Below are 19,470 nucleotides of genomic sequence, written 5' to 3'. Positions count from 1 at the left end.
CGATGTTCACGAGAATGGGCGGCACCTGATCCGGAGCCCTGTCCCGGGTGCCGGTTGGAGAGAGGCGAGGGGGACGTCGTGGAGTGGTCGATGGGGCTGCTCGGGTTCGCCGCCGGGCTCTTGATATCCGTCATCACCGCGCCCGTGGGCGTTTCCGGAGCGGTTTTCCTGTTGCCTGTTCAGGTCAGTGTGCTGGGTGTGCCCAGTCCGGCCGTGACACCCACGAATCTGCTCTACAACGTCGTGGCCGGCCCTGGTGCCCTCCTGCGCTACTGGAGGGCCGGACAGCTGGGCGGGCCGCTGACCCGGCTACTGATCGCGGGCACTGTTCCCGGCGTGGTCGTCGGCGCCGTGATCCGCGTCTTCGCCGTCCCCGGCCCGCGTATCTTCCGCCTCCTCATAGCGGTGCTGCTCTTGCCGATCGGTCTGTGGCTGTGGCTGCGGACCGTACGCCCGGCACCAGCCCGCAACCGCGACCAGCCTTCGCCCCGTGCGACGACGTCACTGGCCCTGGCCGTCGGCGTGGCCGGCGGTATCTACGGAATCGGGGGTGGCTCGCTGCTGGGCCCGATCCTCGTCGGCCGCGGAACACCGGTCGCCACCGTCGCACCCGCGGCTCTGGCCTCGACCTTCGTGACCTCCGTCGCCGGCGCGGCCACCTACGCAGTGCTCTCCCTCGCCGCCACCGGCGACGTCGCCCCCAACTGGCTGCTGGGCCTGTCCTGCGGCGCCGGTGGCCTCCTTGGCGGATACCTTGGCGCACGCCTTCAGCTGCGCCTGCCCGAGACGGCCCTCCGACTCCTGCTCGGGACCCTTGCCGCCGGAATCGGCGCGCTCTACGCAGTCCAGACCCTTCGCTGACCGCGCGGTGCCCAGTCGTTCCGGTGCACCAGGGTGCTGTCGAAACTGGTGAATATTCCGGCCCGACGCCAGCCCCCAGCGCCTCCCAAACTGGTGTCGAATTGCTGTCCGTTCTCGTGTGCAGAGCCAACCGTCCAAACAGTGGCGTCAGGCAGCTGCGATGCTGGCGAGGGTGCTGCGGAGTCGACGGATCGCGTCTTCGGCTTCCCGGTACTGCTCAGGGGACGGTGTGACGGTGCCGAAGGTGGGTCCGCCTTCGGGAGGTAGGGCGCGCCAGTGCAGCACCGGGGCGAGCGCAGTGACCGCCGCGCCGAGGAACCAGGCCAGAGGTCCGTGGACGTGGGCGAGGGCGATGGCCAGGGCGGCGAGTGCCTCCCGCAGGTGTGCCAGCCGATCGACCTCGGACCTCTCTTCTTCAGACTGTGCGGTCCCGAGGGCAGCGTCCAGGTCCTTCGCCGCCTTCGCCGCAACGACACGGTCATCCTTGGTCGGAATCCACAGCCGATTTCGGATCCGCCGCTCGGCTTCCTCCACGAGATCCTCGACCGCTGCCCGCATACTCACACACCGTTCGTATCGCGCCGAAGGCTCTCCTCGGCTCTGTCAGTGTCGCGTGGCACGCTGGCGAAGCCCAGTGGCCACCAGCCGATTTCGCCGTTGGGCGGACACGAAGTGGAGGATCAGCGGTGGAGAATTGCAAGATCACGTGGGTACAGGACGGGCACGACGGCCGCCGGGAGTCCACGGTCAGCTTCGGCCTCGCGGCCGCTGAGGCGTACCTGCCGCAGTACGAGGCCCGCGCGGGTGTGTCGGACGTGCAGATCATGGAGGCGCCAATCCAGCTCGTGCGATCACGGCGCCGGTCTGCATAGTTTGAGGTCAGCACCCCAGGGGGCGTCCTGGGGGAGCACGATGCCCGCCCGAGCCATGTGGAACGGCGCAATCTCGCTCGGCCTCTCGGACGCGCTGGGCGCCGCCCTGGCGGGGCGGTGCCGGTACCGCGCCCCGGGCAACCAGGAGGAAGCACCGGAGGCGGGGCGGAACGCCCCCTGCTGGGTAAGGGGGCGTCGGGGTCACAAAGGGTCGGGCGGAGCCGTGGGGTGTGACCGGTAGTCAACGACCAGTCGGCTTTGGATGCCCGTGACTACGGTATAGACCCTGAGCGGTTCAGTAGCTCCACGCCTGGTAGCCGTTGAGGAAGGAATCGGTGCTGCAGGTGTGCAGACGCAGACCGTTGTTGGCGCTGTAGTCGATGCACTGCCCAGTGGCCGCGTTCTTCCAGCTCACCCAACCGTCGGTGACGTTGTAGACCGTCCACTTCTGGTAGCCGTTGTTGAAGCTCGCGTCGCTGCACGTGTGGGTACGAACGCCGTAGTTGGTGCTGCCGTCGAGGCACTTGCCTGTGGCCACGTTCCTGAACTTGTAGTAGCCGCTCGAGACGGCCATCGAGAACCTCTGGTAGCCGTTGTCCATGCTCACGACGCTGCACTCGTGCATCCGGAGCCCGTGCGCGCTGCTGTCATCCATGCAGGTTCCGTACGCGGCGTTGGCGAAGACCATGTAGCTGGCGCTGGCGGCCGTGGTTCCGGCACCGGCTGCGTCCGGCGCCTCAAAGGTCGGCGGGAGGTTGGCCGTTGTGACGGGAGCCGGAGCGCTCGGGTCCCCGTCCGAGGCCGCCGCGCCAGGTGCGGTGGCGAGCATGCCGATCATCCCGATGGCGGCGGCAGCCAGGGCAAACGTCTTCCGCATGAGCGAAGTCTCCTGAATCGTGGTGTGTGCGACTGGTGTGAATGTGAACGCTTCGCACCGCACTCCCCCAGCGGTACGAAGGGATGATCATGATTACGTCGATGAGTCTGGTTCTGCGTGGATCGGCCTTTCCAGGGTGTGTACGTGCAGATATTTGCCGTGATCCTGTTCGACAGCCGTCAGCGGTGACGGGCCGTGTCACCGCCCAGCCCTGCGATGACCGCGTGACCGCACGCAGGGCCCTCGGTCCGGGACCGCAGGTCCCTGACCGCATCCATGCCGCCCAGGCCGACCTCCTCGACGAGCTGCCCGGTATCCGCCTCCCGGACCTCGACGAGTTGTTTGCGCTTCATCGCCTTGTCGACGTGGTAGCCGGCAAGGCTCGCTCGGGCGTCGTTGGTCCCGATCAACACGGTGATGACGTCGGGCGGGTTCGCGATGACGGCGTCGAGGCTCTGCAAGAGGTTGTAGGCGAAGTCACCGTTGGCGCCGAAGCGGGCAAGCTGCAGATCACCGGGTGGGTGGCGTCGTCCCAGGACGTCCAGGTAGTCGACGCTGATCAGCGCGCGGGTGAGGCTGTCGCCGAGGCAGGCGATGCGCGTCGTCATGATGCTTCCGGTCCCGATGATGCTTCCGGTCCCGGCAGCGCGACGCGTTCGGCCGGGTGGGTGTCGGTGCGCGGACGGTGGTCGGTGCCGAGGCCGGCGGTGACGGTCAGGATGGACGCCGGGCCGGTCATGTCGACCGCGTGCCACACTCCGGCCGGGTTGATGGTGGCCTCGCCGGGCCCGAGCACAACGCGCTCGGGCACTCCGTCCAGGTCGCGGGTGACCGTCACCGCCCCGCTCAGGCAGACGACCAGTTCGTCGCCGGCAGGGTGGATTTCCCAATGGTCGCCGGGGCCGTCGCCGTCGAAGATCATCACCATCCGGCCCTCGGCGCCGTCTGCCGCAACCGCGGCACTGTAGGCCTGGAGGGCCTCCGGGTCCCAGGCGAAACCCTCAACGGGTTTCGCTGTTGATCCCAGTCCGAGGTGTACCGGGGTGGTGCGTAGGTCGATGGCGTGGTGTTCGTTGACGACTCTCATGCCGACGATCGTCACACCGTAGCGACCGGGTGGTCTTGAAGGAATGGGAACACTAGCCGACGCGACGGGCGGTCGGTCGGCGACTACCCGGTTGCGAGGAGGACCTCACTGCGCCGCCAGGCCGTCGGCGTGCGGCCCGTGAACTCGCTCCAGTCCCGCACGAGGTGGGCCTGGTCGGCGTAGCCGGCGATGGCCGCCACTTCGGTCCACGGGAGCCGGTCCCGCGCCGTCGCCAGGTCGTGCGCGTGCTCGAAGCGGAGAACGCGGGCGAAGGCTTTCGGGGACAGACCCATCTCGCCACGGAACCGTTCGGTCAGGTGCCGGCGGCTCCAGCCCAGTTCCGCGGCGACTGCACCGACCTGGACGCAGCCCCGTGCGGCGACGAGGCGGCGCCAGGCCTCGGCCACCTCGGGGCGCATCCGGCACACACGGTCGCTGCCGGCGCCACGACCCACAGCACGCAAGAGCAACTCGTCCAGTACGGCGAACCGCGCCGCCCAGGTCGATGCCGCTCGGAGCCGGTCGGCCAGTTCGACACCGAGCGCTCCGAGAACCTCGTCCAGTGGGACCAGCCGGTGGGCGAGCACAGCGGCGGGCATGCCGTAGACGGCCCGAGCCCCGAGCGGTGTCAGCGCCACCTTCACACCTTGCTGGTGTCCGTCGTGGTGGATCGCGACGGACCGGCCCATCAGCCCGCTGGCCACACTGCCGAACCGGGTGACCGGTGACCCGTCGCCAACGCCCGCCGCCACCTCCAAAGGGTCTGACAGGCTGATCACCGCAGTGAGAACGCGACTCGGCGGGCCGCAGTGCACCCCCGCCGCGAGCCCGCGGAGGTCGAAACCGACATACGAGTCGACGTACGGCCGCAAGGCGGGCGCCGGACGTGCTCCGATCCCGATGGCCATGCGACCTTCCCTCCCTACCCGGAGTACGAGCCGGCGAGCCCGGCAAGATTATCAACCGGACCGCCGTGCCGCTCGCCAGTCCGCTCCGCGACCACCACGCAACGCACGCCCTCGACAGCCCCAGCACGCCCCCGCAGATGAGCCGGCGCGGACCCGGGAACCTGGCCCAGCCTCGGAAGCGAGAACCGTGGCTTTATCGAGCAGTTGTTGAGGTCGCTTGTCGATGGGTTTGGGAGGCGCCCTGTTCCACGGATGGGTGATGTCGACGCGTTTGGGAGGCACTGGGGTTCTTGCCAGGGCAGCATCGAGGTGCTCCTGGTGAAAGGTGCTGGTCATGCCGCGGATGTCGAAGGTCGAGCTGTACGCGGCGATCGACGCCGTCCGCCAGGACGACCTGCCCAGCCTCCACACCCTCGCCGCAGGCATCGACCGCGACCGCGACGCCGTGATCGCCGGCCTCACCCTGCCCTGGAACTCAGGCATGGTCGAAGGACACGTCAACCGGATCAAGATGCTCAAACGCCAGATGTTCGGCCGAGCCGGCTTCGATCTCCTCCGCAAGCGTGTCCTGCTCTCCACATAGGACACGCTTGCGCGCCTGCCACGGGTACTGACAGACGAGCCTCAGGCCGCCACGTGCCGGGTGAGCTCGCGTGACTTCTGCTGCAGTGCGGCTGTCCACTCCTTCGCATGGGGATCCGAAGCCGTCTGGAGATAGTCGCTCTCGGCGCGCTCGGCAGCGTGCCAGTTCACCTCGATGTTCGCTTTCTCAGCCAAGGCCAGCACCGTGGCAACAAACCCTTCGGACAGAGCGGCCATGACTGCGTGCCTGGTTTCGCTATGCCAGGCGAGCAGCGCGTCGACGAACACTGCGAATGCGATGGGGTCGATCTGACACTCGTCAGCCTCCATGGGGCCGATGCCGGATGGCAGACCCACTTCGACTTGATAGACGGTGACCTGGCTCATGAACAACCGGGACGCCCCGTTCGACGGGTTCCACAGAGCTTGGTCGCCCATTTTGTAGTACGGGCTCATGTCAGCCTCTCACCGCTGGTCATAGGGGCTCGACATTACGGTCAGTCAGCCCTTCACGGAAAGTGAGCCAGAACCGGTTCTCGCGGACAGAGCCAACGATGGTACGGAGAACCTCCACGTCGCCGCCGTCGAGGCGCATGCCTCGTATGACGCATGCGCCTCGAATGATCATGCCGTTGCCCTAGCTCTCGCGATCTGTCCCGCAACGACTAGGACCCAGGTACCACTGCTCGCAGCCGAGTTGATAGATGGGGGGATGCGCGGCAGCCGTGCCGCCCGCAGCATCAAGGCGAGGTCGTGGAGGAGGGCGACGGTCGGCTGGCGCGCCGCTCGACATCACCGGCTGGGTATCGGACGAGATCCAGACCGGCGTCGCGTTCTCCACCGAGCGGCAGTTCGGCGCCGGCGGCCGGGCTCTGTACGACCCGCGGCCCGGCGAGCGGAAGCGCTGGGACTGGTTCTGCGACACGCTTGGCTCCCGCTCGTACGCCTATCGCCCGCGGTCACGCCCTGGGCCTCGACTACGTCGCTGACCGGTGTCGGTGCCGCGGGGTAGCGTCGGCCCATGTACATGAAGGCGGATCCTGACGAGGCGTGGGAGAAGCTGCGCGCGAGCCGGGCGAACCCGCCCGGCAAGGCCGGCGGTGGGGCGCGCCGGAAGACGTACGCGGCGGCACTGGAACAGACAGAGCAGTATTCCTCGACAGTGGCCTTGAGAACGGTGTGCGGCAGGGGTCCCTGGCCGGGGACCCCTGCAACCGGGTTGGGCGCGGTCATCGCACCTGGCGGTACGGGATGACGAGGAGGCGGTCGGGGGCCGGGGCCACCTTGACCTCCCATGACTGCCCGCCATGGACGACTACTGAGCTACCGGGCGACAGCGCAGTGGCGAGCGTGATCAGCGTGGTGCGGCGTTCCCGCTTCAGGAGAACCTGAAGCCAGCCGACCACGAGCAGGGACGCCGCAGGGGACAGAGCGGTGGAGCGCACCGGCTGGGACGCCCTTCCTCCGGAACGCCGCCCACCCCTGTGCGGGGAGTGCGGACCAGGTTGTGCCCGAGCAGAAGACCACCGGCTGGCTCTCGCGCCTGCGCCGCTGAGCCGGGCAAGCCGCCAGCGGGCGCGGGCAAGCTCAAGGCCATCCTGGGCAAGCCCCGCGCCGCCGGCGGGCGGGCGTGATGGGTACGCGTACCGGGCCCGGCTGTCGGTGGTGGCTGGGAGGCTGAGACCCATGCATAGGGATGAGGAGTTGCTGCGCGGCCGGGTCTACGGCGCCGACCACGACCACCCGGGCCCGCTCCCGCACCGCGACTACGCCGAACTGGTTGGCGGCCCGCTTGACGGGCTGCTGCTCGACATCACCGGCTGGACGACGGACGAGATCCAGACCGGCGTCGCGCTGACGACCGAGCTCGGGCAGTTCGGCGCCGGCGGCCGGGCCCTGTACGACCCGCGGCCCGGCGAGCGAAACCGCTGGTACTGGTCCGGCGACACACCTTGACGCCACCTCCGGGCACGCTCGACTTCGACTGGCCCTGATGACAGCGGGGTCGGTCAGGATCATCCTGTCCGCCCCCGCTGCCCGCCCTACCGCTATGTCCATCGCATGCCGATCTGGGATAGCAGCTCGATCCGGTCTGGTGTCAGCGTCGCCGCTCGGTTGCGTTGGTTGCTGATCCACGCTCCGAGTCGGAGCTCGCGCTCTTCTTGGTCGACGCTGACGATGCGTTCGATGTGTTTCCTCGGTACCCACAGGTGTCCTTCGCGTTGGTAGTACTGTTTGGCGGCCTGGTAGTACATTGCCCATTTGTCGGCCTGCGTACGGCGCGGGGGCGGTTTCTCTTCCTCGTTGGCGGGTGTGATGCCGAGGACTTGTTCGCACATCCACTGCTGGACGGTGGTGAGCTTGTCCCAGCCGAGCCGCTGCGCCCGGACCCACCGTCCGAGGTCCTCGCCCTGGTGCATCACCTTGCCGGGCTCGGTCGGCAGTGTGCCGCCGGCCTCTTCGAGGTGGAGCCGGACGAGGTGGAAGGCGCGCTGCCATGCGACGGGCCAGGCCGGGCACCAGGACGGGTCGATGTCCTCCAGCTGCTCGCGCCTCTCCGCCGACAGGGCGCCGGCCCACGACTCCACCGGCAGACCTTCGGCCTGGCGCTGTTCGAGCTCCTGGGCACGCCGGGTGGTGGCCCGCGCGTTCTTCAGCCAGATGCCGACCTTGTAGCCCTGGAAGGTGGCGTCGAGCGGGGCCAGGAGGTGCCCGTTCGTCTCGGCCCACCCGCGCGCGGCGGACAGGCCCTCTTTGATGGTCTGCAGGGAAGTGTCAGTAGTGAGTCGTCACCTCGATGTCAGCGGCGTAGGCCTGGTGACCTGCTAGTTGTCATTGACAGGCCGTGACGCACTGGCGCTGACGCTAGTGACGAAAGGCCGTGTCATTTCCATGCCGACTCCAACGGCCCCTGTGGAGTTTATGCAGGTCAGAGGCTGTCCGCTTCTTCGTCTCGCATTCTGCGGACCGAAGAACCCTGGATTGCCCGGCGCAGTGCCACGAGAGTGGAGCCGTGCAACCTACTCACTACCGCGTACTGGTGGCTGTCTTGGTGGGGCTGCTCGCGGCTGCCGCAGCCGTGATCCTTGCCCAGGCTGACTCCGAGCCGGTCACGAAGGCAGTACGGGATGCCGCCGTGGCGTTCGGCGGGACGACAACTCTCGGCCTGTTGCTGATCGGTGCGCTCCGCAGCTCCCATGGCGAGGGAGCTGAGTGAACCGATACTGGGCGGAGGGTCTGATCGTCGAGCCCTCCAGTCTTCACGACGGAGACGAGTCCTGGTTCAAGGACCGTCCGGTCCAGGTGGCCGGCCACCTCTTCCCGCCCCGCTTCCGCATCTGGCTGAGCTGCAACGCTACCGGCGTGGACATGTGCGTCGCGCTCGAGGTCGACCGCGGAGGGTTCGTCGAGCAAGAGAACGCCACCACGGTTGGTGGCGTGTCTTCGGACCAGGAGAAGGACCGGATTCGCGCTGCCGCCCGGAGGCTCGCTCTGCCGCTGGCCCTGTCCATGATTCCCTACGGTCCCTTCCAAGCCACCGAAGAGGGCTGGGAGTGGATCGTTGATGGATGGGGGCCACCACGTATCAGGCGACTTGGCGATGTCATGCCCGATCCGCAGATCGTTCTCGTGAAGGAACTCCGGCGCCGTACGGGACCACGATGGTGGAGTACCTACCTGCCGCGCATCGAGAAGACCGCGCAGATCATCTGGGATGCACCAGCCGATCTCTCCACACGCCAGGTAATCGAGACCCTCGTCTGCCCCGGCATGCATGTCGGCCGGACCACGGCGTACGAGGACCTGGCCACTGCACGTGAACTGGGCCTGCTACCCGAGCGCCGCGTGCCGTAGCAGGCAGCTCTGCCGTATGCCGCGTGTAAGAGCGCTATGGCAGGCCAGAGTTTGTTCTTCCTGGTCCGTGTGAGGTGAGGTGTAGGCGGTGCAGGTCTTCGTGAAGCCAGGCGTAGGCATAGCCGATCGCGGGAGCGTCGTCGAAGATTTCGGGTTCGCTGATGACCGGTGTACTCGGGCGCGCCCATGGGGACCTTGCCGGCTCGTTTCCGGGTGAGAGAGGCGGGGCTGGAGCGTAGAGGTCATCCTCTGACGGCACGAGGTGGACGCTGACCGAGCTGCCCGTCGAGGGGCGGAGGGAAAGTCGCATGAGGGGCGGTTCATAGGAGTCACTGTCCTGGGGCGGGGCTACGTACAGGTCGGCGACCAATGTGGCGGGGCAGGCGCTGGCCAGGCCGAGAACCTGCTTGAGGTGGGGGAACCAGGTGTCGACGAGCGCGGTGTAGATCTCCATGGCGGCGGAGAGGACCTGCTCGGTACGCAGCCTGAGCTGTGAGGGACTGTATGTGTCCCAGACCCAGTGCACGTGGGGACCGTCTTCCTGGTCGGGCGCAGCGTAGGGGTAGTGAAGCATGCCGCTGTCGTCAGCCCATCGACCACCGCCGAGTTGCTCGTCAATCCGAAGCAACTCCACCTGCCGTCCGCTGAATTGGTGACCGTAGCTTGACCGGACAGGCAGCCTTCCCGCGGAGTAGAGACTTTGACGCAAGGCCTGATGTGCTTCGTCTGCCTGCAATGGTGCATAGCGCCGGCTTGCACGTCTCAGCAGGCCTGTGCTTGCCAGCCACAACCGCTCTTTCGTGTAGGCGTCGCAGTCGGCCAGGTCAAAATCTCTGCGCTCACACAGCATGTGCAGGCGCGAGGCAACTGTGCCCAGGGTTTCCTGCCAGGGCCAGGCGGCGTAATCTGCCGCAACTGGCCGGGCCGATGCTGCCAGGGGGCGCATTCCATGCGGCTCCGCCCAGCGATGGGAGACGGGGATAGCGAGTTCCGGAGTGTGGTCGGCGTGTCTCCGCAGGATGTGCAGTCCCAGTTTGTTGCCCTTCAGCCGGGCATCGACCGTGACGGGGCCAGACCATCTTGTGTAGAAGAAGATCAGGTCGCCTGCCGGGCCGAGCCCTTGCTGCCAGGCCTCAAGGGTCGCCTGCAGGCGCTGGCTGACCAGGCTGGCAGCCATATCCGGCCACGGACCTTCGCTCTCAGGTACAGCGCGGGGGACGGCCTCGTGGACGACCCATGCCGCGATGCCCGGCTGGGCGCGCAGCAGAGGTTCGATCACCGTTCGTGCCGCCTCCCAGCCTGCCGAGGCGACTGCCATGGCCAACCCGTAGCGCCAGCGGTCCAGCAGTTCCACGTTCTGCGTCACGTCGGCCGGTACTCCGCCGGCCAGCAGAGCCTGACCAGTGAAGTACTGCTCGAGCACGGGCAGAGCGAACGCCAGGTGTCGCTCGCCGACACGTACCACTAGCCGGGTACCCAGCAGCGCGTGCACGTCGCCAGGACTGCCCACATCAGCGGCTGCTGCCAGACCACCAGTGCTTGCACACTCCGTGGCCAGCTTCTGAAGCAACCGTTCGGCGCGTTCCTCCTTGGCCTCCTCCGCATCGCGCAGGGCCCGGGTCACCAGCGCCTGCAGGAAGGCCATCGGGCTGTGTGGCAGAGGACTCCGATCGCGCTGCAGCCCGGCTGCAATGATGGCGAACAACGGACGGCGCAGCACATGGCGCACCATGCTCGGCTGACTGCCCACGGCAGATCCGTTCCCGCCGAGCCGGTCGATCAGCAGGGCCGTCTCATCCTCACCCAAATCCGGCATGATCCGGCGAACAGAGTCGTTCAGCTCCAGGCCAGGGCGGACCGTGAACAGGATGTGCCAACGCTGCCCGGCCGTCGAAGCGGTCCAGCTGAGACCCTGATCCAACAGTTCCTTGCCGCGGATCGGGCCGGGCTCATCCAGTCCGTCCACCACTAGAGCAATCCCACGTGCTGCAGGATCACCGAAGGGACGTGCTGCCCGGATGGCTGCGTCGACCACACCACCCTGAATGTGCTTGGCGTGGAGGTGAACAGGAATGGGGGCCCGCGCATCTGTGCGGGCTGCGGTGATGTCCTGCTGGTGCTTCCGCTCCGCTGCCAGCGACTTACCCGCCCCAAAGCTACCCTCCAGGACCACTACACGGCCTTCGGGCGAGGTGACCATCGCAGAGGGAAGGGATCCCAGATGCGCAGTATCGGCGAACGTACACGCCACATCGAGCGGAACACCGACCGCATGCCAGCGCTGCACCATGCGGGCCCGGCCCGCGGCAGCCAGGTCATCCAGCGTTCTCGGCCCCCCGTATCCCGGAACCATGAGCACCGTGTTGTAGTGCCCATTCAGGATGAAGCCGGCATCCCCGCCCACCGCGACGGCCCCGTCCCCCGACGCCGACACCCCACGTGATTCAGCTGAACCTTCCTGGGAGCCACGGGACCACCTGTTCTCCCGCCCGATGCCGAAACGGCTCCGCCAGGACTTCACGTGCTGATCCCGTCCCCCATGCTCACCCCACCGATCGAGCTCCGGCTGTCTCTCACGTGTTGTTGTCGCCTGTCACAGCCTCACCGATCGAATCACCCGCCGCGACCGACTTCGATCCTGACGCCTCCACCGCTCCACCCAGCGCTGAACCACCCAGCGCTGAACCACCCGGCGCGACGGCCGGGGCCGGCCCCGATACCTGATTACCATCGCCCGTTACGGCCCTGCCGATGCTACGACCGGCCGCAACCGCCCCCGGGCCCGACGCCGTAGTGTGATTCTGCTGCTGACCGGACTGAAGCAAGAGCGCCCGCACGGTCAGGACGACCATGATGATCGCGGCGGTATCAGCGACGAAGCCCGCCACCGTCCCTGCCGTCCCGAGATCATTCAGCCACAGCAGCAGCGTCAAGCCCACAACGATCAGACCAGCAGTCGTCGCCACCGTCCACAACACACCCCTGCGCCAACCCGTCAGCATCACCACTCCTGCTCATCTCTACTTCCAGACAACCTAGTTGCGAATCCTGGATTCGTCCGCATCATGTGTCGGCAGGAGGCTCACGACGTTCCACGCCCAGCGCGCCACGGAACCAGAAGTCCAGACTGGCAGCACCAGGCACCGTGTGCGTGAACGAAAGCCACAGCTGGGCCCCGCCGCAGTGCAAGCCATAAACCTCGGCATCAAAGGCGTCACGCGCGACCAACGCCACCACACCGACCGCGTCCCCGGCACCTGCGTCGTTCATCGCCGTGGTCCTGGAGTGCGACTGCAGGGCATCGACAAGTGACGGACTGCAGATGCCGGAGCCATCGAACTCCCCGAACCCGGCATGCAGCATCAGCCGTACCTGCGGCAGCAGGTAGCCCTCCTTGCGTGAGGCTCGCTGCCAGTCTGTCGCCATCAGCTGATCCAGCTCGCGCAGCAGGAGCGCGCCGAGCACGCGTACATCCTCGGCGCCCGTGAACAACAGCAGAGTGTCGCCGTTGTCGAGCTCCTGGCCGTAGGCGGCCACCCCCTCGGCACCTACCTGGCGCAGGGCGTGTTCGACATAAGCGCGCACCAGGCGTGGGCCGGGATGCAATGAGATGCCCTGGCCCACCCAGTTCACGATGCCCGCAAGTACGGGAACGAATACCTTCTCCCTGTTCGCTACCGAAGGTTGATCCACCACTGCCACCTCGCCCACCCCAGGTACCGAGTCCTTGGTGTTGCTGAAGATCATGTAGCAGTTGATGACATTCACATCGCCAGCTATGACGACGTTCCCGTCGCCGGTCACGGCTGTCGCGATACTGCCGGCGGCCGCGACGGACCTTTCACCGGCAGCCGTTGTTGAGGAGCGTTTCTGCGGGCCGAGAGACGACTTCGCCACGGGACCTCTGTTTCCGCTTCCATCTCCATGCCCAGCGACCGGGACGAAGCCTCATCGGGTCAAGACGTGATCAGCATAGGTCCAGCCTCGGACATCACCCGGGGCGTCGTAGAGGTACCGCCGAAGGGCGATCCAGAGGGTGAAGCCGCTACTGGTGTACGTCGGCCGCACCCCATGAAGCGTCTGCTCGCAGCCGTCGAGCGGGACGCCAACTTGACCTGGGGAGCGCCCCTCGTACAAGACGGTTGCGAGTATTGAGACCAGCGAGGCTGCCTTGCGTTCTCGGGTGCCTACCAGCTGCCTCCTGCAATGGCGGCGGTAGTCCCTTGGACGTGCCTATACGCCTTAAGGTCGACGGGGGAGCGAGGGAGTCTGGTCCCGGACCAGAGAGCCCTGGATCGTTCTCCCGTTCCCACGCATGGCGACTTCCCCTCTGGCGGTGACCCTCCGTCCGTCTCGACGCGCGCGGAGCGCGTAGTCATGCTCGTCATGGTTGACCGCCATGGTGTAGTCGTTCTCCCCGACACGGAGCACGATGAAGCAGGGGTTCTGCCCTCGGGCTGCATTGCGGTCATCTACACCGATGGCGACGATCTCGCCGGTGAGTTCTTGTTCCTGCGGCTGGCGGGTGATGGCGGAGGGAGACCGCAGAGCAGCCCTCTCCGGCTCCGGCAGATCATCCTCGATGCCGTGCGGCATGGTCGGCTGCTGGGTACGTCTGTGCAACGTACGTACGGCGGAGGCGTCGAAGGATAGGGGACTGTTTCGCATGTTCTCCATGGTGGGAGGATTCGCAGCCCACTGGAACGACAGTTCAAGCGACAGGTCTCCGGCTCGGGCAAGCGGACGCAGGGACTTTGCAACGGCGGTCTCGAACGGAGGCATGCCCTCACGTTCATCGGCGCCGGTACGGACCCAGCGATGGACACGGTCGAGCGCGGCGGCGAGGTTCATCATGACCTGCCGTCCGAATGGCGGCCGGGTTCCCTGCCATGGCCCGGTACGAGACATCACCGGGAAGACGAAGCTGCCCTGCCGGGTGTGGCCGAGCCGCACCCCGTCGCGCAGATAGGCCGCCACGCCGGCACTACGGCGGCTGCCCCATCCGGTCCTTTCGGGATTGTCCGTGTAGAGAGCCGCCAGCCTCAGCATTTCCGAGCCCACAGCGAGGACGCTCGCAGCCTCGGCAAGCGGCACGGACTCACCAGGCCCGGCAGGATTTATGCGGAACAACAGAGTGTCCCAGTCCACGGAACTGATTCGCTGCAGAAGCTGTGATGCGTCATCACCGAAGTAGTCGGCCAGTCCCGCGAGCAGCTCGGCCAGCCTACGGTCGTAGTCACGCATCCCTTCGTTCAGCGGCAGCAGGTAGGCCCCATCCTCCGATTCACCGGCTCCCGCCTGGGGGGAAAGCCAGTACTCCGCTAGTCCCTCACGTTCGTCGGCCAGCACCCAGCCAGCCTCATGAAGGAAGTCCGAGAGCATCGCGACGGAGACAGACGGAACCAGGGGCCGGAAGGCCCCAGAGTCCAGCTTTTCCAGTTTCACCGCCCACCTCCGTTGCCCAGGCGCTTGATCAGGTCTCTGACGTACTCCGGAGTGAACTCGTTCTCCCGCGGGAGAATCACTCTGCCGAACTTCCTCCCAGGCTCAAGCGCAGGCCAGTCCTCCGGGTCGGACCACAGCATGAAACCATCCAGGGCCCAGAAGGTCCCGTCGTTCCTGACCTGCGGAACCTCTACTCCTTCTGGGAGGATCATCGCTACCAGCCGCACCGGGACATAGCCCGGGGCTCGTAGCTTCAGGTACTGGTCGGCCGGCAGGTTCATCGAGTAGTCGCCATTGGCGAGCGGCCTTGCCGTATGGACGCTGCTTGTGCACTTCAGCTGGACATCGAACCGGGGGCCGCGCCGAGAGTGTGGACCCGAACCCAGCACTGTCGTGTCGAGACAGTCGTAGTCGAGCTGCGGATCCTGCAGCTGACAGCCTGCACTGTTGGCCACAAGCCCCAGGACGTGATAGCTCGCGCGTTCCTTGTGCGCGCTCGCGGGGATACCCGCTCGGCGAAACCCCGCCTCGTCCACCCGCCGATCACGCTCCCGCCCCAAGGGCCACCACCCGCACCGCTCGACCCTCGCCACACTCTATGCCTCACTCACCGTCCCCGAGTACGAAAGACCGCCGCGAACGCTGCGGGCGGATCCTAGCCCTGCAACGCCAGGCCGGGCAGCAAACTATGGACGCCCCGGGCAGGGGGCGATCTACGTCCGCGATGCCAGGTCCGCTAATCGATTGACGCTTCTCACGCAGCCCACCCTCTGAAGCCCATCAGTCTCAGCCAAGACCACAGCGCCGCTGGCCGTACCCTGCTGCGATTCAGTTACCGCAACCTCGAGCCCCGACCGGGCAAACACCTGCTCAACCTGTACGCCAGCTGAACGAGTCAGTCAGTGGCACCCTCCCGGCCAGCGCGGCCAGAGTCTGCCACCGGGCACCCGCACTTCCGAGAGCTGTCAGCCTCACGCAGGCGCAGGCGCGAGGTAGGGGCCAGGCAGGCGATCTCGAGCTCCCCCTGGCCGCCGACGTACAGTGCTCCCGACCGGGTGACAGATCCTGCATCGGCTCAGGCACCGTGCTGCCTCTACGGTCGCATGTCAGTCGCGCTGCTCGCTGCGGTACTCGCGCTCGGTATCCCAGACCACGACGTGAACGTCCCGGGGTTCGGCGGTGGTCAGAGCCCAGTGCGCCTCACGCCCGCGGACCGGACGAAGCACCCGAGCGGTGACGCTCACCCTGGTGCGGTCGATGACACCATGGGCAGCGTGGTCGAAGGCCTCGATCGTCACGCTCGCCTCCGGTGGAGCTCCCAGATCATGGTTGACGGTCCACTCGGCAACTTTCATCGGAGCGGCCCACTGAACGAGAGCTGACTGTCCGGGACGCAGGATGTGCATCCGGTGCAAATAGTCCTCTCCGAAGCCGGAGCCTGCAGCACTTCGCGGAGGGACAGACAGCCGCTCACCGGGCAGCAGGTGAGAATCACCTTCGATGAACTCGCCGTCTCCCATGATCCGGACACGAGCTGTCGAGGCACCCTCGTTCGTGAGAACACTACGGACGACGAACCACATCAGGTGTTCCGCACTCTCGGGGAAGATCAGCTCTTCCCGGCCCAGCTGCTCGGCACCATGCACGACGCCCGAGGAAAACAGACGATCTCCACGGGACGCGTGCCGGCTGATGAGCGGAGGCCACTGGGGCTCCTCGGACAGCACCGTGATCCTTGGCGCGAACGTGTCAGCACGTGTCCGAGCCGTTTCAGTGACGGCAGCCCGAGCAGCATCCGCAGCTTCCACAGCAGCGGCACTCGCCCTTTGACTGCTCCGGTTCTGCTCCCGTAGCAAGCGCAACTGGCGCAGTCCGAAAGCGACCATGACCAGGGCAGCGATGCCTGCCATAAGTGACGCGTAGGCGGCTATGTCTTCAGAACTCACATTGGAACGATGGCACACCTGGGCCTGTGAGGCTGTAGAGGGTTGATGCCGACCTGTCCCGCTGCGTGCCAGGGAACGGTACCTCCTGCACCCCGTTGAAGACTCAGCCGCAACGGCTTCGCTTCGGCTTGGCATCCGGCGCTTGGTGTTCTTGCAGTGAGCGAGGCCCCTATGCTTCGCCGGCCGAGGCGGCGATACAGCTCGCGAGCACCCGACGGCCAAGGCCTGGAATGTCGTTCAAGGCAGGATCCAGAGCCGTGACATCGTCCTGGAAAGTACTGAGGCGCCGTGGCGAAATGCAGACGTTCAGGAGAAGGCCGGTGAAGTCCTTCCAGGCCCGTTCCGTGGGGCAGCGGCTGATGTCCTCGGCCCGTCGCAGGTACTCATCTGTGCGCCGGTTCGCCGCCCGAACTGCCTCAACGTGCCGTACAGCCGGATCTTCGACCCCTGCTCTTCGCGCCAGCGCCAGCGCCAGCGCGGGGGAGGCTTCCACGAGTAGGGCCAGCGCATCGCGGATCCCGCAGAGCTGCGCGTACTCGACCTCTTCCACCCTTTGGATCCGGTCCTGAAGCGAGGGCCAGCGAGCACGGCGGGACCACGGGTTCGCGCCGTGACCTTCAGCCCCTCGCAGAGAGCTGCTCAGTTGGGCGAAGACCTGGTCCCCGTACTCGTCAGTTAGCTCGGGCAGCGACTGGTTCACTGCCTCCACAACGGCGTCGGCGCCGAAGACCTCGAAGCCGAGCACCGTTGCCACGGCGATGGTCGCGAGGCCATCGGCGTCGGCGAGGCTGTCGGGCACCGTCATACCCGGCGGTCGCCCCTTTTGTTTCGCCTGGCGGTACAGCTTGGGGAAGTACCGGTGAGCCGCCTCCAGAGCGGCATCCATGGCCTTGTCGGGGCAGCCGCCTGCGGATCTGGCGGCCATCTCGATGGCGGCAAAGGGATGGGAGCGATCCCGCGCCATGTACCAGGCCAGAGCGCGTCGAACCGCACGTTCGGGTAGCGGTACCGTCGCGGCCGCGAGGACTTGATCGAGCCGAGCGCCCGTGGTGAACACCTCGAGTACGGCCTGCTCCAGGGGCCGTTTCTTCGCGGTGGCCAGCGCCAGGGCTTGAGCAACAGCGAAAGTCTCCGGTAGGAGCCCCGAGCTCGACCCAGCCCCACGCCCCAGGCCTTCCCGCTTCTTCCAGGGCAGCGCACCGAACTCGCGCCATCGACGAATCTTCGCCCAGCTCACTGACAGCCCGTGCGCCGCAAGCTGCTCACACAATCGCTGCTCGGCTTCGCTGGGCTCTTTCCACACCACGAGGCGAGTCTAGTTAGAACCCCGCGATTCACACAGGGCCTCACTCTGGGACGGGTTGGCCTACTGAGCCATACGCCTGTCGCGCATCGTGCGCACGGCAGCCAGCTCAGAGGAGAGACGAAATGACGAGACGTTTTCGCAAAGGACCCCGACGCCTGCTTCGGGCCGCAGGGTTCGCCATGATTCGAGGCGCTGCGTACGCAGCCGGCAGCGCCGCGGTGACTGGGGGCATCTGGTGGTTTCAGTTGCGGTAGTTCACGCCCCCTGTGCAACCAGTTGGGGAAGCGTGGTCAGGCGCGGTGTCGGCTGTTGGAACGGGTGGTGATCGAGATGCTGCGGCGGCCTGGGCGGGGTGCGGCTCTGAACAGCCGGCGAACTCGACCACGACGCCGTAGCCCTCGTCGGACTGGCCCGCAACGAAGGGCAGCGGAGCCTCGCCGGGTCGATGTGCGGACAGAGATCACAAGGTGCCAGACTCCGTCAGCGAGGCCCCGGCGAGGAGGTGCCGGATGGCGATGACCTGCGACTGGATCAGCTGGCGGCAGCAGCCTGGTAGAGACCCCGGCCGGCGCGGGCGGCCCGCGAGGTGGCCACGAGGCGGTTGAGCGTGCTGCGGACGGAGTTCACGGCGCCCGTCGAGGAATCATGGCCGAGTGCCTGGGCGACGTCCCGCGCGCGCATCGCAGTCTCCGGTGAACGGGCGAGAATGCCGATCACCTGCTCGGTGAAGCCGGCAGGGCCCTTCGCGGCAGGAGCGGCGTTCCGCGACGCGGTCGCGACGCGAGGCTTCTTCGCAGGGGAACCGTTCCTTCCGCCCGTTGGCCTTGGCCGGCGTCGTCTTACGCTCGCCGGCCGCGCGTGTGGTGGCGGCCTTGCGGGGCGCGGGAACCGGACCCGCTTCCTGTATAGGCGCCGCCTCGACCGCCGTCTCGTCCTTTGCCACAGCCGGTTCAGGCGCGGCCTGCACCGCCCGAGGGGCAGGGGTCTCGGCCAGGGCCAGCAAGGCCGTCAGTGCCTTACGGACCGACAGGACGCGCTCCGAGACCGCGGCCAGCTCCTTCTCGAGTTCCTGCTGAAGCTGCTCCAGGCGAGGAAGCTCTTCCTGGAGTGCCGCGGTCGTGGCGTCGATGCTTTGGACGGGCGTAAGGGAAGCAGACACGAACAACTCCTCGGAAGTGGGGGACCGGAGGCATAGAAACCGGCCATCTGATGTGCAAGGTAAGGTGACTTGGGCACACACGAGTGGTATGTGCGATATCCCCCCGCGTGGCCGAGACACACTGACTGGCCCTGGGCGGAATGCCGGCCCTCTCGGCAGGCACGGTCCCACCCGGGACACAGGGCCGCGCAGAACGGCTGCTCAGTGCGGCAGCGTCACGCCATCCCGTCCGCGGGAGCCTGACAAACGTCGCCCAAACCGGCGGCAACACGCGCCGAGTATGGCTCTTTCGAAGCCGGAGCGCGACGACGCCCCTCCCGCGGCCTTCGGTGGCAGCCAGGGTGCCTTTTGCGCCGATCCTCGTGATCGGCCTTCCTCCCGGCAGCCTGCACGGCATGATCGCGCGGGAAATCGAGGGCGGGGCACCGGGCGGTGCCGGGGGAGGGGAGTGGACGGGTGAGTGTGGACAGGTTCCGATTCAATCCGCCGCCGAACTGGCCCCTGGTCCAGGGCTGGGTCCCTCCGGCGGGCTGGCAGCCCGACCCGTCCTGGCCGCCGCCCCCTCCCGGCTG

The 19,470-nt window shown here is 67.0% G+C and carries 19 protein-coding genes and 2 pseudogenes; 5 read left to right on the top strand and 16 right to left on the bottom strand.

Annotation, left to right across the window (positions count from 1 at the left end):
- Positions 1 to 78 precede the first annotated feature (78 nt).
- Positions 79 to 861 carry a TSUP family transporter gene (locus ACFY8W_RS00105; RefSeq protein WP_391098162.1) on the top strand — a complete coding sequence of 261 codons (783 nt, stop codon included), beginning with the start codon at positions 79 to 81 and terminating at the stop codon, positions 859 to 861.
- Between the two features lie 147 nt (positions 862 to 1,008).
- On the opposite strand, the gene ACFY8W_RS00100 is transcribed toward ACFY8W_RS00105, so the two are convergent.
- Positions 1,009 to 1,419, bottom strand: a complete 411-nt coding sequence (locus tag ACFY8W_RS00100) for a hypothetical protein (RefSeq protein ID WP_391101613.1) — start codon at positions 1,417 to 1,419, stop codon at positions 1,009 to 1,011.
- Between the two features lie 128 nt (positions 1,420 to 1,547).
- Between ACFY8W_RS00100 and ACFY8W_RS00095 the strand changes: the two genes are divergently transcribed.
- The gene (locus tag ACFY8W_RS00095; protein ID WP_391098159.1) at positions 1,548 to 1,733 is read left to right on the top strand and encodes a hypothetical protein; all 186 of its coding nucleotides are present in this window, start codon (positions 1,548 to 1,550) and stop codon (positions 1,731 to 1,733) included.
- Between the two features lie 295 nt (positions 1,734 to 2,028).
- On the opposite strand, the gene ACFY8W_RS00090 is transcribed toward ACFY8W_RS00095, so the two are convergent.
- The 4 genes and pseudogenes from ACFY8W_RS00090 to ACFY8W_RS00075 all read right to left on the bottom strand — a co-directional run bounded on the left by ACFY8W_RS00090 (position 2,029) and on the right by ACFY8W_RS00075 (position 4,605).
- The gene (locus ACFY8W_RS00090; protein WP_391098156.1) at positions 2,029 to 2,610 is read right to left on the bottom strand and encodes an RICIN domain-containing protein; all 582 of its coding nucleotides are present in this window, start codon (positions 2,608 to 2,610) and stop codon (positions 2,029 to 2,031) included.
- Positions 2,611 to 2,939: 329 nt separating this feature from the next.
- A pseudogene (locus tag ACFY8W_RS00085) lies at positions 2,940 to 3,218 on the bottom strand (SGNH/GDSL hydrolase family protein); the annotation flags it as partial.
- A complete protein-coding gene (locus tag ACFY8W_RS00080) occupies positions 3,215 to 3,697 on the bottom strand; it encodes a cupin domain-containing protein (protein ID WP_391098154.1) in 483 nt (160 codons plus the stop codon). The gene ACFY8W_RS00080 and the pseudogene ACFY8W_RS00085, both read right to left, overlap by 4 nt.
- An 83-nt stretch (positions 3,698 to 3,780) precedes the next feature.
- Positions 3,781 to 4,605 carry a helix-turn-helix domain-containing protein gene (locus ACFY8W_RS00075; RefSeq protein ID WP_391098152.1) on the bottom strand — a complete coding sequence of 275 codons (825 nt, stop codon included), beginning with the start codon at positions 4,603 to 4,605 and terminating at the stop codon, positions 3,781 to 3,783.
- 358 nt (positions 4,606 to 4,963) lie between these two features.
- Here ACFY8W_RS00075 and ACFY8W_RS00070 point away from each other — a divergent pair.
- Positions 4,964 to 5,188, top strand: a pseudogene (locus ACFY8W_RS00070) (transposase); the annotation flags it as partial.
- 41 nt (positions 5,189 to 5,229) lie between these two features.
- Here the strand turns inward: ACFY8W_RS00070 and ACFY8W_RS00065 are convergent.
- Positions 5,230 to 5,643, bottom strand: a complete 414-nt coding sequence (locus ACFY8W_RS00065) for a DUF6086 family protein (protein ID WP_391098150.1) — start codon at positions 5,641 to 5,643, stop codon at positions 5,230 to 5,232.
- 773 nt (positions 5,644 to 6,416) lie between these two features.
- Entirely contained in the window at positions 6,417 to 6,632 is a 216-nt protein-coding gene (locus tag ACFY8W_RS00060; RefSeq protein ID WP_391098147.1) for a hypothetical protein, read from the bottom strand.
- A gap of 241 nt (positions 6,633 to 6,873) precedes the next feature.
- On the opposite strand from ACFY8W_RS00060, the gene ACFY8W_RS00055 reads away from it, so the two are divergent.
- A complete protein-coding gene (locus tag ACFY8W_RS00055) occupies positions 6,874 to 7,143 on the top strand; it encodes a hypothetical protein (RefSeq protein WP_391098145.1) in 270 nt (89 codons plus the stop codon).
- Between the two features lie 92 nt (positions 7,144 to 7,235).
- On the opposite strand, the gene ACFY8W_RS00050 is transcribed toward ACFY8W_RS00055, so the two are convergent.
- Entirely contained in the window at positions 7,236 to 7,934 is a 699-nt protein-coding gene (locus ACFY8W_RS00050; RefSeq protein WP_391101611.1) for a Helicase associated domain protein, read from the bottom strand.
- Positions 7,935 to 8,400: 466 nt separating this feature from the next.
- Here ACFY8W_RS00050 and ACFY8W_RS00045 point away from each other — a divergent pair, with 466 nt between their 5' ends.
- Complete coding sequence (locus ACFY8W_RS00045; RefSeq protein ID WP_152369432.1) at positions 8,401 to 9,042, top strand: hypothetical protein; 642 nt, start codon at positions 8,401 to 8,403, stop codon at positions 9,040 to 9,042.
- A gap of 34 nt (positions 9,043 to 9,076) precedes the next feature.
- On the opposite strand, the gene ACFY8W_RS00040 is transcribed toward ACFY8W_RS00045, so the two are convergent.
- From ACFY8W_RS00040 to ACFY8W_RS00005, 8 genes are all read right to left on the bottom strand, one after another.
- A complete protein-coding gene (locus tag ACFY8W_RS00040) occupies positions 9,077 to 11,446 on the bottom strand; it encodes a hypothetical protein (RefSeq protein ID WP_391098141.1) in 2,370 nt (789 codons plus the stop codon).
- 169 nt (positions 11,447 to 11,615) lie between these two features.
- The gene (locus ACFY8W_RS00035) at positions 11,616 to 12,050 is read right to left on the bottom strand and encodes a hypothetical protein (RefSeq protein ID WP_152369430.1); all 435 of its coding nucleotides are present in this window, start codon (positions 12,048 to 12,050) and stop codon (positions 11,616 to 11,618) included.
- Positions 12,051 to 12,105: 55 nt separating this feature from the next.
- The gene (locus ACFY8W_RS00030; RefSeq protein WP_382548723.1) at positions 12,106 to 12,846 is read right to left on the bottom strand and encodes a hypothetical protein; all 741 of its coding nucleotides are present in this window, start codon (positions 12,844 to 12,846) and stop codon (positions 12,106 to 12,108) included.
- A 438-nt stretch (positions 12,847 to 13,284) separates the two neighbouring features.
- Positions 13,285 to 14,487, bottom strand: a complete 1,203-nt coding sequence (locus ACFY8W_RS00025; protein ID WP_152369428.1) for a hypothetical protein — start codon at positions 14,485 to 14,487, stop codon at positions 13,285 to 13,287.
- Positions 14,484 to 15,023 carry a DUF4365 domain-containing protein gene (locus tag ACFY8W_RS00020; protein ID WP_167309075.1) on the bottom strand — a complete coding sequence of 180 codons (540 nt, stop codon included), beginning with the start codon at positions 15,021 to 15,023 and terminating at the stop codon, positions 14,484 to 14,486. The genes ACFY8W_RS00025 and ACFY8W_RS00020 overlap by 4 nt, the downstream gene beginning before the upstream one ends.
- A gap of 570 nt (positions 15,024 to 15,593) precedes the next feature.
- Entirely contained in the window at positions 15,594 to 16,214 is a 621-nt protein-coding gene (locus tag ACFY8W_RS00015) for a hypothetical protein (RefSeq protein WP_152369426.1), read from the bottom strand.
- A 388-nt stretch (positions 16,215 to 16,602) separates the two neighbouring features.
- Positions 16,603 to 17,739: a hypothetical protein gene (locus ACFY8W_RS00010; RefSeq protein WP_382548717.1), complete on the bottom strand. Its 1,137-nt coding sequence runs from the start codon at positions 17,737 to 17,739 to the stop codon at positions 16,603 to 16,605.
- Between the two features lie 531 nt (positions 17,740 to 18,270).
- Positions 18,271 to 18,420 carry a hypothetical protein gene (locus ACFY8W_RS00005; RefSeq protein WP_382548715.1) on the bottom strand — a complete coding sequence of 50 codons (150 nt, stop codon included), beginning with the start codon at positions 18,418 to 18,420 and terminating at the stop codon, positions 18,271 to 18,273.
- Positions 18,421 to 19,470: the final 1,050 nt, after the last annotated feature.

Source organism: Streptomyces sp. NPDC012637 (assembly GCF_042954805.1).
GTDB lineage: Bacteria > Actinomycetota > Actinomycetes > Streptomycetales > Streptomycetaceae > Streptomyces.
The sequence above is the reverse complement of the archived record's forward strand: the minus strand, read 5'-3'. Positions and strand labels throughout refer to the sequence as shown.